Here is a 14610-nt window from a genome sequence, read left to right as displayed (position 1 = left end):
CGTCGAAGGAGTTCGTGGGCAAGGCGGGCGTCGAGCCCGCCCCCGCCGCTCGCGTGCTCGTCGGCCTGACGCTCGAGGGCCGCCGCGCCGCGCGGGCCGGCTACGCGGTCGTCACCGACGACGGCACCGTCGTCGGCGAGGTCACGAGCGGTGCCCTCTCGCCGACCCTCGGGCACCCCGTCGCCATGGCGTTCGTCGACCCCGAGGTCGTCGACCGCGGTCCGGCGCTGGCCGTGGACGTCCGCGGCACCGCGATCCCCGCTGCCGTCGTGTCGCTGCCGTTCTACAAGCGCGGCTGACCTGCTCCCGCACGCCCGCCTCCTCGACCCTTCCCCCCGCCCCAGCCCCCGCCTCCTCGGCGCCCCTGCCTCCTCGAAAGGACCGGCCATGACCGATCTCACCGCCCTGCAGTACACCTCCGAGCACGAGTGGCTGCTCATCGACGGCGACACCGCGACCGTCGGCATCACCGACTACGCCGCCGAGAAGCTCGGCGACGTCGTCTACGTCGACCTGCCTGCCGAGGGCACCGAGGTCGAGACCGGCAAGGTCGTCGGCGAGATCGAGTCGACCAAGTCGGTCGGCGAGCTCTACGCCCCCGCGCTCGGGACCGTGCTCGAGGCCAACCAGGCCGTCGTCGACAGCCCCGACCTCGTCAACAGCGACCCGTTCGGCGAGGGCTGGCTGATCAAGATCGCCCTGTCGAGCACCGACGGCCTGTCCCTCCTCTCGCGCGACGAGTACGTCGCCCTCACCGCCGAATGAGCGACGCGCAGGGGTCCGTCTTCGGCGACTGGTCCGACCGGGCCGCCACCGGCTTCGTCGACCGCCACGTCGGCACCACCGCCGCCGACCAGGCGGCCATGCTCGAGCTGCTCGGCCACGACAGCGTCGACTCGCTCGTCCGTGCCGCCGTGCCGGACAGCATCCACGCCGAGCCCGTCGACGCCTCGGTGCTGCCGGCGCCGATCGGCGAGAAGGAGGCGCTCGCCGAGCTCCGGGCGCTCGCCGACCGCGGCCGCCCCTCGCGCAGCATGATCGGCCTCGGCTACTACGACACCGTCACGCCGGCCGTGATCCAGCGCAACGTGCTCGAGAACCCCAGCTGGTACACGGCCTACACGCCGTACCAGCCCGAGATCTCGCAGGGCCGGCTCGAGGCGCTCATCAACTTCCAGACGATGGTGTCCGAGCTGACCGGCCTCACCACGGCCAACGCGTCGATGCTCGACGAGGGCACCGCCGTCGTCGAGGGCATGCTGCTCGCCCGTCGTGCCTCGAAGGCGCGCACCGACGTGTTCGTCGTCGACTCCGACGCACTGCCGCAGACGAAGGCGCTGCTCGCCGGGCGCGCCGAGGCCGTGGGCATCGAGCTCGTCGAGCTCGAGCTCTCCAGCGTCGACCCGGCCGAGATCCCCGACGCCTTCGGCGTGTTCGTGCAGTACCCCGGCGCCTCCGGCTGCGTCTGGGACCCGGAGGCGGTCGTCGCCGCCGTCCACGCCGCCGGCGGCCTCGCGGTCGTCGCCGCCGACCTGCTCGCGATGACCCTGCTCCGCCCGCCCGGCGAGTTCGGGGCCGACGTCGCCGTCGGCACGAGCCAGCGCTTCGGCGTGCCCATGGGCTTCGGCGGCCCGCACGCCGGCTACATGGCCGTCCGCACCGGGCTCGAGCGTCAGCTGCCCGGTCGTCTCGTCGGCGTCTCGCAGGACGTCGAGGGCCACCCGGCCTACCGGCTCAGCCTGCAGACCCGCGAGCAGCACATCCGCCGCGAGAAGGCGACGTCGAACATCTGCACCGCCCAGGTGCTGCTCGCCGTGATGGCCTCGATGTACGCCGTCTACCACGGCCCGTGGGGGCTCCGGCACATCGCGTCGCGCGTCCACGCGCACGCTGCCGACCTCGCGGCCGCCGTGCGCGCGAGCGACCTCGAGCTCGAGAGCGACGTGTTCTTCGACACCCTCCAGGTCTTCGTGCCCGGCCGGGCTGACGAGATCGTCGCCGCCGCGCACGCTCGCGGCTACCTGCTCTGGGCCGTCGACTCCGACTGCGTCCGTCTGTCGCTCGACGAGACCACGACGCGCGACGACCTCGAGGTCGTCGCCGACGTGCTCGGGGTCGCCCTGCCCGCGGCGTCGCCCGCAGGCGGCGGCGAGGCGCGCGACGAGCGCGACGCGGTGCTGCCGGAGGGCCTCCGCCGCACCTCCGACTTCCTGACGCACCCGGTCTTCCGCACGCACCGCAGCGAGACCAGCATGATGCGCTACCTCAAGCACCTCGCCGACAAGGACTACGCGCTCGACCGCGGCATGATCCCGCTCGGCAGCTGCACGATGAAGCTCAACGCCGCGACCGAGATGGCGGCCGTGACGTGGCCCGAGTTCGCGGCCGTGCACCCGTTCGCGCCGGCCTCCGACGTCGAGGGCTACCTCGAGATGATCGGCCAGCTCGAGGGCTGGCTGGCCGAGGTCACCGGCTACGACACCGTCTCGCTGCAGCCGAACGCCGGCAGCCAGGGCGAGCTCGCCGGCCTGCTCGCGATCCGCGGCTTCCACCTCGCCGCCGGCGACACGGCCCGCACCGTGTGCCTCATCCCGCAGAGCGCGCACGGCACGAACGCGGCCAGCGCCGTGCTCGCCGGGCTCCGCGTGGTCGTCGTGGCCTGCAACGAGCAGGGCGACGTCGACCTCGGCGACCTGCGTGCCAAGGTCGAGCAGCACCGTGACGAGCTCGCGGCGCTGATGATCACGTACCCGTCGACGCACGGCGTCTACGAGCACGACATCCGCGAGGTCACCGACGCGGTGCACGCGGCCGGCGGCCAGGTGTACGTCGACGGCGCGAACCTCAACGCGCTGCTCGGCTTCGCCCGGTTCGGCGACTTCGGCGGCGACGTCTCGCACCTGAACCTGCACAAGACGTTCTGCATCCCGCACGGGGGCGGCGGTCCCGGTGTCGGGCCCGTGGCGGCCAAGGCCCACCTCGCCCCGTACCTGCCCGGCCACCCCCTGGCGCAGCAGGCCGACCGTCGCACGGGTGCCGAGCCCGCCGGGGCCGGCGAGCGGCTCGCCCACGCGGGCGTCCCCGTGTCGAGCGCCCCCTACGGGTCGCCGAGCATCCTGCCGATCAGCTGGGCGTACGTCCGCATGATGGGCACCGAGGGGCTGGCCGCGGCGACCGGCGCCGCCGTGCTCTCGGCGAACTACGTGGCGGCGCGGCTGCGCGACCACTTCCCGGTGCTGTACGCGGGAGAGAACGGGCTCGTCGCACACGAGTGCATCCTCGACCTGCGACCGCTCCGCGACGCCACGGGCGTGACCGTCGACGACGTGGCCAAGCGCCTCATCGACTACGGGTTCCACTCGCCGACGATGTCGTTCCCGGTCGCCGGCACGCTGATGGTCGAGCCGACCGAGAGCGAGGACCTCGCCGAGATCGACCGCTTCGTCGACGCGATGATCGCCATCGCCGGCGAGGCCGCCGACGTGGCGTCGGGCCGCTTCACCGCCGAGTCGAGCCCCCTGCGGGGCGCGCCCCACACGGCCGAGTCGGTCATCTCCGGCGAGTGGACCCGCGAGTACAGCCGCGACGAGGCCGTGTACCCGGTCCGCACCCTGGTGCGCGGCAAGTACTGGCCGCCGGTCCGCCGCATCGACCAGGCTTGGGGCGACCGCAACCTGTTCTGCGCCTGCCCGCCGGTCGAGGCCTTCGCCTGAGCCGGCCCGCTCCGCACGTCGAGCCGTGACGCAGGGAGCCGCCCGGTCGCTGATCCCGTCGGCGACCCGGGCGGCTCCCTCCTTGTCCCCGCGGGTGCCGGCCCCTGAGCGGCGCGGACGGCGCCGGCGTGACGGGGGCCGTCCCGGATGACACCCGGGGGGACGGTCGAGGAGGTGCGTGTGGAGTTGTCGAGTCCGTTCGACCCTCGAGACCATGACACGCTCCCCCCGGACGGGTGTCAAGGGGCGCCGATGTCCGGGGCGGCAAGTCAGCGCAGATCGGCGTCGGCGTGGCCGGGGGAGGCCACGCCTCGCGTCCGGCCCGTCGCCTCCTCGGGTCAGCCAGGCAGGCCGAAGGCGGCCGGGAAGGTCGTCGCCGCCCACGGGTAGCCGACGAACACGGCAGCGTCCATCAGGAGGTGCGCGACGACCAGCGGGAGCACCCGGCCGGTCCGCGTGTAGAGCCAGCCGAAGACGAGTCCCATCACGACGTTGCCGACGAAGGCCCCGAAGCCCTGGTACAGGTGGTAGCTGCCGCGAAGCAGGGCGGCGGCGACGATGATCGGCCAGGTGCGCCAGCCGAGGTCGCGCAGCCGGGCGAAGAGGTACGCGACGACGATGACCTCCTCCGTCACGCCGGCCCGCAGCGCCGAGAGCAGCAGCACGGGCACGGTCCACCACTGTGCGGCGAGGTCGGTCGGGACGACGGTGACGGTCAGGTCGAGGGCCTTGCCGACGAGGTAGAGCCCGATCCCCGGGATGCCGATGGCGAGGGCCAGGCCCGCGCCGCCGAGCACGTCGCGGCCGGCACGGGAGAAGTCGACCCCGAGCCGTCTGAGGTGCGGGCGGGCCTCGTTCCAGAGCAGGTAGGCCACGAGCGCGACGGGCACGAGGTCGACGGCGATGCCGACCAGCTGGTAGATCAGGTCGAAGACCGGACGGTCGCTGAGCGACGAGTTGAGCGTCGCCGTCTGCTGCGACAGCGACTCGTCGCGGGTCAGCCGGTTGGCGATCGACAGCACGGAGTAGACCGCGGAGGCGCCGAGCGAGAGCCCGAGCACGATCGCGATCTCGGCGCGGAGGCGCGCCCTGCCAGGTCGACCCGGCCCCGTCTCGAGAAGCCCGGCCGTCCCGTCGCGTGGCCTCGGCCCCGGCGTTGCCGGTAGCGTGTCGTCTCTGTCGCTCACGCGCCGATCGTACGGGACGCTCCGGCCGGCCGCGGATGATACCCGGCAGCTGTCTGATTTCTCGCAGCGGATCCTTGCGCTCTTCGCAGTCGCGGCGCAACAGATCACCCACTGACGCAAAGATCCGGCGAGTTGGTTTCCGTCGTGTAACCGTTCCCCCAGGGGTTTGGAGATGGCTGAGCCCGGTGCTTAGGGTGACTGCATCCAACGCGGCGAGGCTCATGGGGGCCCCGCTGCGTCCTTTCCCGCATCAGGAGGAACATTGAAGAAGACGCGCATGGGCCTCGGGGCCATCGCCGTCGTGGGGACGGCAGCACTCGTCCTCACGGGCTGCGCCAGCGGTGGGGACTCGGGCGACAGCGGCTCGGGCGACTCCAGCGCCATCATCACCACCAACGGCAACGAGCCTCAGAACCCGCTCGTCCCCTCGAACACCACCGAGGTCGGCGGCGGCAAGATCATCGACTCCGTGTTCGCGGGCCTCGTCTCGTACAACGCCGACGGCGAGTCCGAGATGGACGCGGCCGAGTCGATCGAGTCGGAAGACAACCAGCTCTGGACCATCACGCTCAAGGACGGCCAGACCTTCACCGACGGCACCCCGGTCACGTCCGAGTCGTTCACGAAGGCCTGGAACTGGGCCGCTCAGGTCTCCAACGCCCAGAGCGCCTCGTACTTCTTCGACAACATCGCCGGCTACGACGCCGAGGCCGACAGCGACCTCCAGCTCGAGGTCGTCAGCGACACCGAGTTCACGGTCGAGCTGTCCGCGCCCGCCGCTGACTGGCCCCTCCGTCTCGGCTACTCGGCCTTCTCGCCGCTGCCCGAGTCGTTCTACGACGACGTCGACGCGTTCGGCGAGAACCCCGTCGGCAACGGCCCGTACAAGCTCGAGAGCGAAGGCGCCTGGACGCACAACCAGGACATCAAGCTCGTCACCAACCCCGACTACGACGGCCCGCGCAAGCCCGTCAACGGCGGTCTGACGATCACGTTCTACACCACGCAGGACGCGGCGTACGCCGACGCACTGTCGGGCAACCTCGACATCCTCGACCAGGTCCCGGACGCCCAGTTCGCCTCCTACCAGAGCGACTTCGCGGACCGTTACGTCAACCAGCCCGCGGCGATCTTCCAGTCGTTCACCATCCCGCAGTACCTCGAGCACTTCGACGGCACGACGGAGGAGGGCAAGCTGCGCCGCCAGGCCATCTCGCTCTCGATCAACCGCGACGACATCACCGACGTCATCTTCCAGGGCACCCGCACGCCGGCCAAGGACTTCACGTCCCCGGTCATCGACGGCTACTCGGACGACCTCGAGGGCTCCGACGTGCTCTCGTACGACGCGGACAAGGCCAAGGAGCTGTGGGCCGAGGCCGACGCCATCTCGCCCTACGGCGACACGACGTTCACCCTCGCCTACAACGCCGACGGCGGCCACCAGAACTGGGTCGACGCCGCGACGAACAGCATCTCCGACACGCTGGGCATCAAGGCCGAGGGTCAGTCCTACCCGACCTTCGCCGAGCTGCTCGACGACGAGGACAACGACGCCATGACCGGCGCCTTCCGCTCCGGATGGCAGGCCGACTACCCGTCGCTGTACAACTTCCTCTCGCCGCTGTACCAGACCGGTGCCGGCTCGAACTACGGCCGCTACACCAGCACCGAGTTCGACGGCCTGCTGTCCGAGGGCGCCGGGGCGACCTCGGCCGACGACGCGACCGCCGACTTCCAGAAGGCACAGGAGGTCCTCTTCCAGGACCTGCCCGTCGTCCCGCTCTGGTACTCGAACGTCACCGGCGTCTGGGCCGACACGGTCAGCAACGTGGAGTTCGGCTGGAACTCGGTGCCCCTCTTCTACGAGGTCACCAAGAACTAGTCGCACCGAGAGCGGCGTAGCCTCTCTCCTCGTCCCCGGGGGGTCCGGGCAGGTCATCCTGTCCCGGGCCCCCCGAAGGGCGTCCACCTCTTCCTCCACACGATTGCGACATCCATGCACGCGCAGAAATCCGAGGCGGCCTGATGCTCTGGTACACCGGCCGGCGCCTCCTCCAGCTGATCCCCGTCTTCTTCGGGGCGACGTTCCTCATCTACTTCATGGTCTTCGCCCTGCCGGGCGACCCCGTGGCGGCGCTCTTCGGCGAGAAGCAGCCGAGCCCGGCGGTCATCGAGGCCATTCGCGCCCAGTACAACCTCGACCAGCCGTTCATCGTGCAGTACCTGCTCTACATCGGCGGGCTGTTCACGGGTGACCTCGGCACGACCTTCTCCGGTCGTCCGGTCATCGACGAACTGGTCCGCGCGTTCCCGATCACCTTCCGCCTCGCGATGCTCGCCCTCCTCTTCGAGGCCGTCGCCGGCATCCTGGTCGGCCTCGTCGCCGGTCTGCGCAAGGGCAAGATCTTCGACAACAGCGCGCTGGTCGTGTCCCTGCTGCTCATCTCGGTGCCGACGTTCGTCATCGGCTTCGTGCTGCAGTACGTGTTCGGAATCCAGCTCGGCCTGTTCCGGACGACCGTGAGCTCGCAGGCGCCGTGGAACGAGCTCGTCCTGCCCGCCATCGTGCTGGCGTCGGTGTCGTTCGCCTACATCGTGAGGCTCACCCGCGCCTCCGTGTCCGAGAACATGAGCGCCGACTTCGTCCGCACGGCGACGGCCAAGGGCCTGTCGCGCCGCCGAGTCGTGGGCGTGCACATCCTGCGCAACTCGCTGGTGCCGGTCATCACCTACCTGGGCGTCGACATCGGCTCGCTGATGGTCGGCGCGATCGTCACCGAGGGCATCTTCAACATCCAGGGCGTCGGAGGCACGGTCTACCGCGCCATCCAGCTCGGCGAGGGGCCGACCGTCGTGTCGTTCGTCGCCGTGATGGTCATCATCTTCATGCTGGCCAACCTGCTCGTGGACCTGCTCTACGCCGTTCTCGACCCGAGGATCCGCTATGCCAAGTAACTCGACCCCCGGCCTCTCGCCCGACCACTACGTCGCGCCGATCGAGGACACGCCGCTGAAGGCGGTCGACGCCGTCGACGAGTCGGAGAAGCCCCGCTCGAGCTGGAACGACGCGTGGGACGCGATGAAGACCCGCCCGCTGTTCTGGATCTCCGCGGTGCTCATCCTGCTCGTCATCGTCGTCGCGGTCTTCCCGCAGCTGTTCACGTCGACGTCGCCCACGTCGGGCGCGAACCTCCGCTCGAGCAACGGCGGCCCCGAGGCCGGTCACCCGATGGGCTTCACCCTGCAGGGCCTCGACGTCTACGCCCGGGTGATCTACGGCACCCGCGCCTCCCTGACCGTCGGCCTCCTCGCCACGGTCATCGTGACGATCGTCGGCATCGTGATCGGCTCCCTCGCCGGCTACTACGGCGGCTGGCTCGACGCGATCGTCTCGCGCATCGGCGACATCTTCTTCGCCATCCCCACCGTGCTGGGCGCGATCGTGCTCATGTCGGTGCTGCCCTCGCGCACGCCGCTGACCGTCGCCCTCGTGCTGTCGCTCTTCGCCTGGCCGCAGATCGCGCGCATCATGCGCGGCTCGGTGCTCGGCGCGAAGAGCAGCGACTACGTGATGGCGTCGACGGCGCTCGGCGTCTCGCGGTTCCGCATCCTCCTGCGCCACGTCGTGCCGAACGCGATCACCCCGGTGATCGTCGTCGCGACCGTGTCGCTCGGCACGTTCATCGTGGCCGAGGCCACGCTGTCGTTCCTCGGCATCGGCCTCCCCAGCGGCGTCATGTCCTGGGGCAACGACATCGACGCCGCCCGGTCGTCCCTGCGGGTCGCCCCGATGCCGCTGATCTGGCCGGCCGCCGCGCTGAGCGTGACGGTGCTGTCGTTCCTGATGATGGGCGACGTCGTGCGCGACGCCCTCGACCCGAAGGCGAGGGCCCGTCGATGAGCGACACCTCCACCCGACCCGCGCAGGCGACCACCGCCTCCGGCGCGACCCCCCTGCTCGAGATCAAGGGCCTGAAGATCGGGTTCCGCACCCAGTCGGGCTACGTCGACGCCGTCCGCGGCGTGGACTTCACCATGATGCCGGGCGAGCGCCTCGCCATCGTGGGCGAGTCCGGCTCGGGCAAGTCGACCACCGCGACCTCGATCATCGACCTGTTGCCGGGCACCGGCGAGGTCACGGGCGGTCAGATCCTCTTCGAGGGCAAGGACCTGACGAAGGCCTCGGCGGCCGAGATGCAGGCGATCCGCGGCCGCGACATCGGCTACGTCCCGCAGGACCCGATGTCGAACCTCAACCCCGTGTGGAGCATCGGCTTCCAGGTCGAGGAGGCGATCCGCGCGAACGGCGTCGCCACCGGCAAGCAGGCGGTGCGGCAGCGAGCGATCGAGGTGCTGCAGGAGGCAGGGCTCGGCGACGCCGACCAGCGCCTCAAGCAGTTCCCGCACCAGTTCTCGGGCGGCATGCGCCAGCGCGTGCTGATCGGGATCGGCCTCTCGTCGCACCCGAAGCTGCTGATCGCCGACGAGCCGACCTCGGCCCTCGACGTGACCGTGCAGCGGCGCATCCTCGACCACCTCGAGACGCTGACGCGCGACTACGGCACCTCGGTGCTCTTCATCACGCACGACCTCGGCCTCGCCGCCGAGCGCGCCGAGAAGCTCGTGGTCATGTACAAGGGCCGCGTGGTCGAGTCCGGTCCCTCGAAGGAGATCCTGGCCAACCCCCAGCACCCGTACACGAAGCGTCTCGTGGCGGCGGCGCCCAGCCTCGCCAGCCGGCGCATCCAGTCGACGATCGAGCCCACGCACAGCCACGCGGGCGAGGTCAGCGACGAGGGCGCGGACGACATGGACCTGATCGCCCGTGCCCGTCAGCGCGAAGAGCTCGGCCGCACGAACGCCGAGTTCATCAAGGTCGAGAACCTGTCGAAGGTCTACGCGATCCGTCAGGGCGGCTTCAAGACCACCGAGCTGCGGGCCGTCGACGACGTGTCGTTCTCGATCCCGCGCGGCACGACGACGGCTCTCGTCGGCGAGTCGGGCTCGGGCAAGTCGACCGTGGCCAAGCTGGTGCTGCAGCTCGAGGGCATCACCTCGGGCACCGTGGCGATCGACGGCCAGAGCGTCGGGGCGCTGAAGGGCTCGGAGCTCTTCGGGTTCCGTCGCCGCGTGCAGCCGGTCTTCCAGGACCCGTACGGCTCGCTCGACCCGATGTACAGCGTCGGCAACACGATCGCCGAGCCGCTCGTCACGCACGGCATCGGCGACCACAAGAGCCGCCAGGCCCGAGTGCACGAGCTGCTGAACCAGGTGTCGCTTCCCGTGTCGATGGTCAACCGCTACCCGGGCGAGCTCTCGGGCGGTCAGCGTCAGCGCATCGCCGTGGCCAGGGCGCTCGCGCTCAAGCCCGACGTGATCGTGCTCGACGAGGCCGTCTCGGCCCTCGACGTGCTCGTGCAGGGTCAGGTGCTCGACCTGCTCACCGACCTGCAGACCGAGCTGGGCCTGACGTACCTCTTCATCACGCACGACCTCGCGGTCGTCCGGCTCATCGCCGACAACGTCTGCGTCATGCAGAAGGGGCGCATCGTCGAGTCGGGCACCACCGACGAGATCTTCGCGAACCCGTCGCAGCAGTACACCCGCGAGCTGCTCGAAGCCATCCCGGGTGCGCAGTTCGAGTTCGGCCGCTGAGCGGCTGACGCCCTGAGAGGCTGACGCATCGATCAGCCCGCCTGTGGAGGGGCCCTCCGACCGTGCCGAGAGCGCGGGGGAGGGCCCTTTACCACGTGCCGTAGACTGTTCCCGCCGGGCCCCGTCCCGACCACCTCCCCCTGACTCTTCTCGTAAGGAATTCATCCATGGCGACTGCCATCCGCAGCGACCTGCGCAACGTGGCGATCGTGGCCCACGTCGACCACGGCAAGACGACCCTCGTCGACGCCATGCTCAAGCAGACGAACTCGTTCGACGCGCACTTCGACACCGAAGACCGCATGATGGACTCGAACGAGCTCGAGCGCGAGAAGGGCATCACGATCCTCGCGAAGAACACCGCGGTGCTCTACAACGGTGCCCACGCGACCGACGGCCCGATCACCATCAACGTGATCGACACCCCGGGCCACGCCGACTTCGGCGGCGAGGTCGAGCGCGGCCTGTCCATGGTCGACGGCGTCGTCCTGCTGGTCGACGCGTCCGAGGGCCCCCTGCCCCAGACGCGCTTCGTGCTCCGCAAGGCCCTCGCGGCCAAGCTCCCCGTCATCCTGCTGGTCAACAAGACCGACCGTCCCGACGCGCGCATCGACGAGGTCGTCGCCGAGAGCCAGGACCTGCTCCTCGGCCTCGCCAGCGACCTGAGCGAAGAGGTCGACGACCTCGACCTCGACGCCATCCTCAACGTGCCCGTCGTCTACGCGTCCGGCCGCAACGGCGCCGCGTCCGTCAACAAGCCCGCCGACGGCTCGCTGCCCGACAACGACGACCTCGAGCCGCTGTTCGACGCGATCCTCACGCACGTGCCCGCGCCGACCTACGACGACGAGCACCCGCTGCAGGCGCACGTCACCAACCTCGACGCCTCGCCGTTCCTCGGCCGTCTCGCGCTCCTCCGCGTGTTCCACGGCACCCTGAAGAAGGGCCAGACCGTCGCCTGGGTCAAGGCCGACGGCACCGTCGCGAACGCCCGCATCACCGAGCTGCTCATCACCAAGGCCCTCAGCCGCTACCCGGCCGAGAGCGCGGGCCCCGGCGACATCGTCGCGGTCGCCGGCTTCGACACGATCACGATCGGTGAGACCCTCTCCGACCCCGACGACGTGCGGCCGCTCCCGACCATCACGGTCGACGACCCCGCCATCTCGATGACGATCGGCACCAACACGTCGCCCATCATCGGCAAGGTCAAGGGGCACAAGCTGACCGCCCGCATGGTCAAGGACCGCCTCGACCGCGAGCTGATCGGGAACGTCTCGCTCAAGGTCGTCGACATCGGACGCCCCGACGCGTGGGAGGTCCAGGGCCGCGGCGAGCTCGCGCTGGCCATCCTCGTCGAGCAGATGCGTCGCGAGGGCTTCGAGCTCACCGTCGGCAAGCCCCAGGTCGTCACCCGCCGCGACGAGAACGGCAAGCTCCAGGAGCCGTTCGAGCACATGACGATCGACGTGCCCGACGAGTGGCTCGGCGCGATCACGCAGCTGATGGCCGCCCGCAAGGGCCGCATGGAGAACATGGCGAACCACGGCTCGGGCTGGGTCCGCATGGAGTTCATCGTCCCGTCGCGCGGCCTGATCGGCTTCCGCACGCAGTTCCTCACCGACACGCGCGGCACCGGCATCGCCAACGGCATCAGCCACGGCTACGGCCCCTGGGCCGGCGAGATCTCGACCCGCACCAACGGCTCGATCATCGCCGACCGCTCCGGCGTCGTCACGCCCTTCGCGATCATCAACCTGCAGGAGCGCATGACGTTCTTCGTGCAGCCGACCGAAGAGGTCTACGAGGGCATGGTCGTGGGCGAGAACTCGCGCGCCGACGACATGGACGTCAACATCACCAAGGAGAAGAAGCTGACCAACATGCGTCAGTCGACGGCCGACAACTTCGAGTCGATGACCCCCTCCAAGGTGTTGTCGCTCGAGGAGGCGCTCGAGTTCGCCGGTGACGACGAGTGCGTCGAGGTCACCCCCGACGCCATCCGCATCCGCAAGGTCGAGCTCGACGCCAGCGCCCGCCAGCGCAGCACGGCTCGCCTCAAGAAGCAGAACGCGTAACCAGCACCCGGTCAGGACGACCCGGCCAGGTCACGGAGGAGGCGCCCCGCAGCAGTGCGGGACGCCTCCTTCGCTGTCTGCCCGGCCCCCGTTCTCGTCCCGAGCCCCGGTGCCACGCCTCGGTCCTCGTGGTGGTGCAGGGGCCGCACGTTCCACGGCTCCGCACAGCGGCGCGCGCTACGGTCGTCGCCGTGACCACGCTGACCCGCACTCCCCGCACCCGTCTCGTCCGCTCCGTCTCCGCCCTGCTGCTGGCCGGCGGGGTCGTCGTCGGCCTGACCGCGTGCGGCGAGGGCTCGATGGTCGACAACATCGTGGGCAGCGCGGTCGACCAGGGCGTCGAGAGCGTGCGCGGCACCGTCGAGGACACGGTGGGCGACGTGCTCGGCGGCGCGAGCGTGTCGACCGACGGCACCCTGCCCGAGTCGTTCCCGGCCGACGTGCCCCTGCTCGACGGCACGGTCCGCGGCGGGGGAGCGGGCCCCGAGGGCACGGGCTGGGTCGCCCAGCTCACCGTCGCAAGCCTCGACGACTTCGCCACGGCCCAGACCCAGCTCGAGGGCGCCGGCTACACGGCGAGCGGGGTGAACGTCGACGGCGACACCGCCCTCGGCACGTTCACCGGGGCGACGTACCGTGTGCTGCTGACGCTCACGACGCAGTCCTCGGACGGTGCCGTCGTCGCGACCTACGTCGTCACGCCCCTCTAGCTCGGCGCGCCTGTCCGGTCGAGGCGTCGACCAGGCCCTGCGGGGCGGTCGTCCGGGCCCTCCCGCAGGAGGCGCGCCTCAGCCCAGCAGGGACTCGCCGACCCAGCCGCCCTGGCTCGCCCCCGGCGGCACGGCGAAGATGCCCGAGCCGACGTGCTTCAGGTACTCGTTCATCCGGTCGTTCCGCGCGAGCGCCGTCTGGATCGGCACGTACTGGCGTCGAGGGTCCCGCTGGAACGCGATGAAGAAGAGCCCGGCGTCGAGCCGCCCGAGCGAGTCGTTGCCGTCGACGAAGTTGTAGCCACGGCGCAGCAGGGTCGCCCCGTCGTTCTGGTCGGGGTGGGCGAGCGCCACGTGCGAGTCCACGGCGATGGCGGGGCCTGAGCCGTCCGCCGACACGGCCGAGAAGTCGGGGGCCGTGAACTCCGAGCCGCCCGACAGCGGCGCGCCCTCGCCCTTGTCGCGGCCGACGACCGTCTGCTGCTCGGCGAGCGAGGCGTGGTCCCAGGTCTCGATGGTCATGCGGATCTTGCGGGCGACGAGGTACGAGCCGCCGTCCATCCAGCCGGCGCCGTCGCTTCCGGCGGCCCAGACGCCCTGCTCGACGGCCGCGCCGTCCTCCGCGCGCAGGTTCGCGGTGCCGTCCTTGAAGCCGAACAGGTTGCGGGGCGTCGACTGGCCGCGGGTCGTCGACGAGGTGCGGCCGAAGCCGAGCTGCGACCAGCGCAGCGAGGCCCGGCCGAAGGCGATGCGCGACAGGTTCCGGACGGCGTGCACGGCGACCTGCGGGTCGTCGCTGCAGGCCTGGACGCACAGGTCCCCGCCGGTCAGCGCCTCCTCGAGCTGGTCGCCGGAGAAGTGCGGCAGGTCGACGAGCGCGGCGGGCCTCCGGGAGGCGATGCCGTAGCGGTCGGCCCCGGTCGCGTCCGTGAAGAGCGTGGGGCCGAAGCCGATCGTGATCGTGAGCCCGGCGGCGGGCAGCCCTGTCGCCTCCCCGGTGTCGTCCGGCGGTGCGAGGGGCGAGCCTCCGGTCGCCCCCGCCTCGCTGACGTCGAGGCCCTGCGTCAGGCGGGCGGCGGCGGCGCTCCAGTCCTGCAGCAGCTCGACGAGGTCCCGCCGCGTGGTGCCGGCGGCCATGTCGAACGAGGCGAAGTGCAGCCGGTCCTGGGCCGCGGTCGTGATGCCCGACTGGTGGCGGCCGGCGAAGGGGTAGCGGGCCGCGGCGCCGGAGGTGCCCTGCGCGTGCGCCTGCAGGGCCCGGTCG

At 70.8% G+C, this 14610-nt stretch carries 11 protein-coding genes; 9 read left to right on the top strand and 2 right to left on the bottom strand.

Annotated features, from left to right (window positions below):
• From RWM17_RS06435 to gcvP, 3 genes are all read left to right on the top strand, one after another.
• The coding region (locus tag RWM17_RS06435; RefSeq protein WP_314102185.1) for a glycine cleavage T C-terminal barrel domain-containing protein at positions 1-299 on the top strand (299 nt) is incomplete at its 5' end.
• Positions 300-387: 88 nt separating this feature from the next.
• On the top strand, positions 388-765 hold the full coding sequence (gene gcvH / locus RWM17_RS06430) for a glycine cleavage system protein GcvH (RefSeq protein ID WP_314102184.1): 378 nt from the start codon (positions 388-390) through the stop codon (positions 763-765).
• Entirely contained in the window at positions 762-3713 is a 2952-nt protein-coding gene (gene gcvP / locus RWM17_RS06425; RefSeq protein WP_314102183.1) for an aminomethyl-transferring glycine dehydrogenase, read from the top strand. Before gcvH ends, gcvP begins: the two co-directional genes overlap by 4 nt.
• 338 nt (positions 3714-4051) lie before the next feature.
• On the opposite strand, the gene RWM17_RS06420 is transcribed toward gcvP, so the two are convergent.
• Positions 4052-4783 (bottom strand): CPBP family intramembrane glutamic endopeptidase, encoded by a 732-nt coding sequence (locus RWM17_RS06420; protein ID WP_314102186.1) that lies wholly within the window; start codon positions 4781-4783, stop codon positions 4052-4054.
• A gap of 379 nt (positions 4784-5162) precedes the next feature.
• On the opposite strand from RWM17_RS06420, the gene RWM17_RS06415 reads away from it, so the two are divergent.
• The 6 genes from RWM17_RS06415 (at position 5163) to RWM17_RS06390 (ending at position 13346) form a co-directional block, all read left to right on the top strand.
• On the top strand, positions 5163-6785 hold the full coding sequence (locus RWM17_RS06415; RefSeq protein ID WP_314102182.1) for an ABC transporter substrate-binding protein: 1623 nt from the start codon (positions 5163-5165) through the stop codon (positions 6783-6785).
• Positions 6786-6928: 143 nt separating this feature from the next.
• Positions 6929-7858: an ABC transporter permease gene (locus RWM17_RS06410; protein ID WP_314102181.1), complete on the top strand. Its 930-nt coding sequence runs from the start codon at positions 6929-6931 to the stop codon at positions 7856-7858.
• A complete protein-coding gene (locus RWM17_RS06405) occupies positions 7848-8804 on the top strand; it encodes an ABC transporter permease (RefSeq protein WP_314102180.1) in 957 nt (318 codons plus the stop codon). Before RWM17_RS06410 ends, RWM17_RS06405 begins: the two co-directional genes overlap by 11 nt.
• Complete coding sequence (locus RWM17_RS06400; RefSeq protein WP_314102179.1) at positions 8801-10558, top strand: ABC transporter ATP-binding protein; 1758 nt, start codon at positions 8801-8803, stop codon at positions 10556-10558. Before RWM17_RS06405 ends, RWM17_RS06400 begins: the two co-directional genes overlap by 4 nt.
• Positions 10559-10725: 167 nt before the next feature.
• Positions 10726-12636: a translational GTPase TypA gene (gene typA, locus RWM17_RS06395; protein WP_123548121.1), complete on the top strand. Its 1911-nt coding sequence runs from the start codon at positions 10726-10728 to the stop codon at positions 12634-12636.
• A gap of 191 nt (positions 12637-12827) precedes the next feature.
• Positions 12828-13346: a hypothetical protein gene (locus RWM17_RS06390; protein WP_314102178.1), complete on the top strand. Its 519-nt coding sequence runs from the start codon at positions 12828-12830 to the stop codon at positions 13344-13346.
• 78 nt (positions 13347-13424) lie between these two features.
• Here the strand turns inward: RWM17_RS06390 and efeB are convergent.
• The coding region (gene efeB, locus RWM17_RS06385; protein ID WP_314102177.1) for an iron uptake transporter deferrochelatase/peroxidase subunit at positions 13425-14610 on the bottom strand (1186 nt) is incomplete at its 5' end.

This window comes from uncultured Frigoribacterium sp. (assembly GCF_963515265.1).
Lineage (GTDB): Bacteria > Actinomycetota > Actinomycetes > Actinomycetales > Microbacteriaceae > Frigoribacterium.
Note: the sequence above shows the minus strand (reverse complement) of the source record. Positions and strands in the feature narration are given on the sequence as shown.

Bases quoted from the DNA above. Each gene is read 5' to 3' on its own strand.
- gcvH (WP_314102184.1), top strand. From the start codon at position 388: ATGACCGATCTCACCGCCCTGCAGTACACCTCCGAGCACGAGTGGCTG.
- gcvP (WP_314102183.1), top strand. From the start codon at position 762: ATGAGCGACGCGCAGGGGTCCGTCTTCGGCGACTGGTCCGACCGGGCC.
- RWM17_RS06410 (WP_314102181.1), top strand. From the start codon at position 6,929: ATGCTCTGGTACACCGGCCGGCGCCTCCTCCAGCTGATCCCCGTCTTC.
- RWM17_RS06405 (WP_314102180.1), top strand. From the start codon at position 7,848: ATGCCAAGTAACTCGACCCCCGGCCTCTCGCCCGACCACTACGTCGCG.
- RWM17_RS06400 (WP_314102179.1), top strand. From the start codon at position 8,801: ATGAGCGACACCTCCACCCGACCCGCGCAGGCGACCACCGCCTCCGGC.
- typA (WP_123548121.1), top strand. From the start codon at position 10,726: ATGGCGACTGCCATCCGCAGCGACCTGCGCAACGTGGCGATCGTGGCC.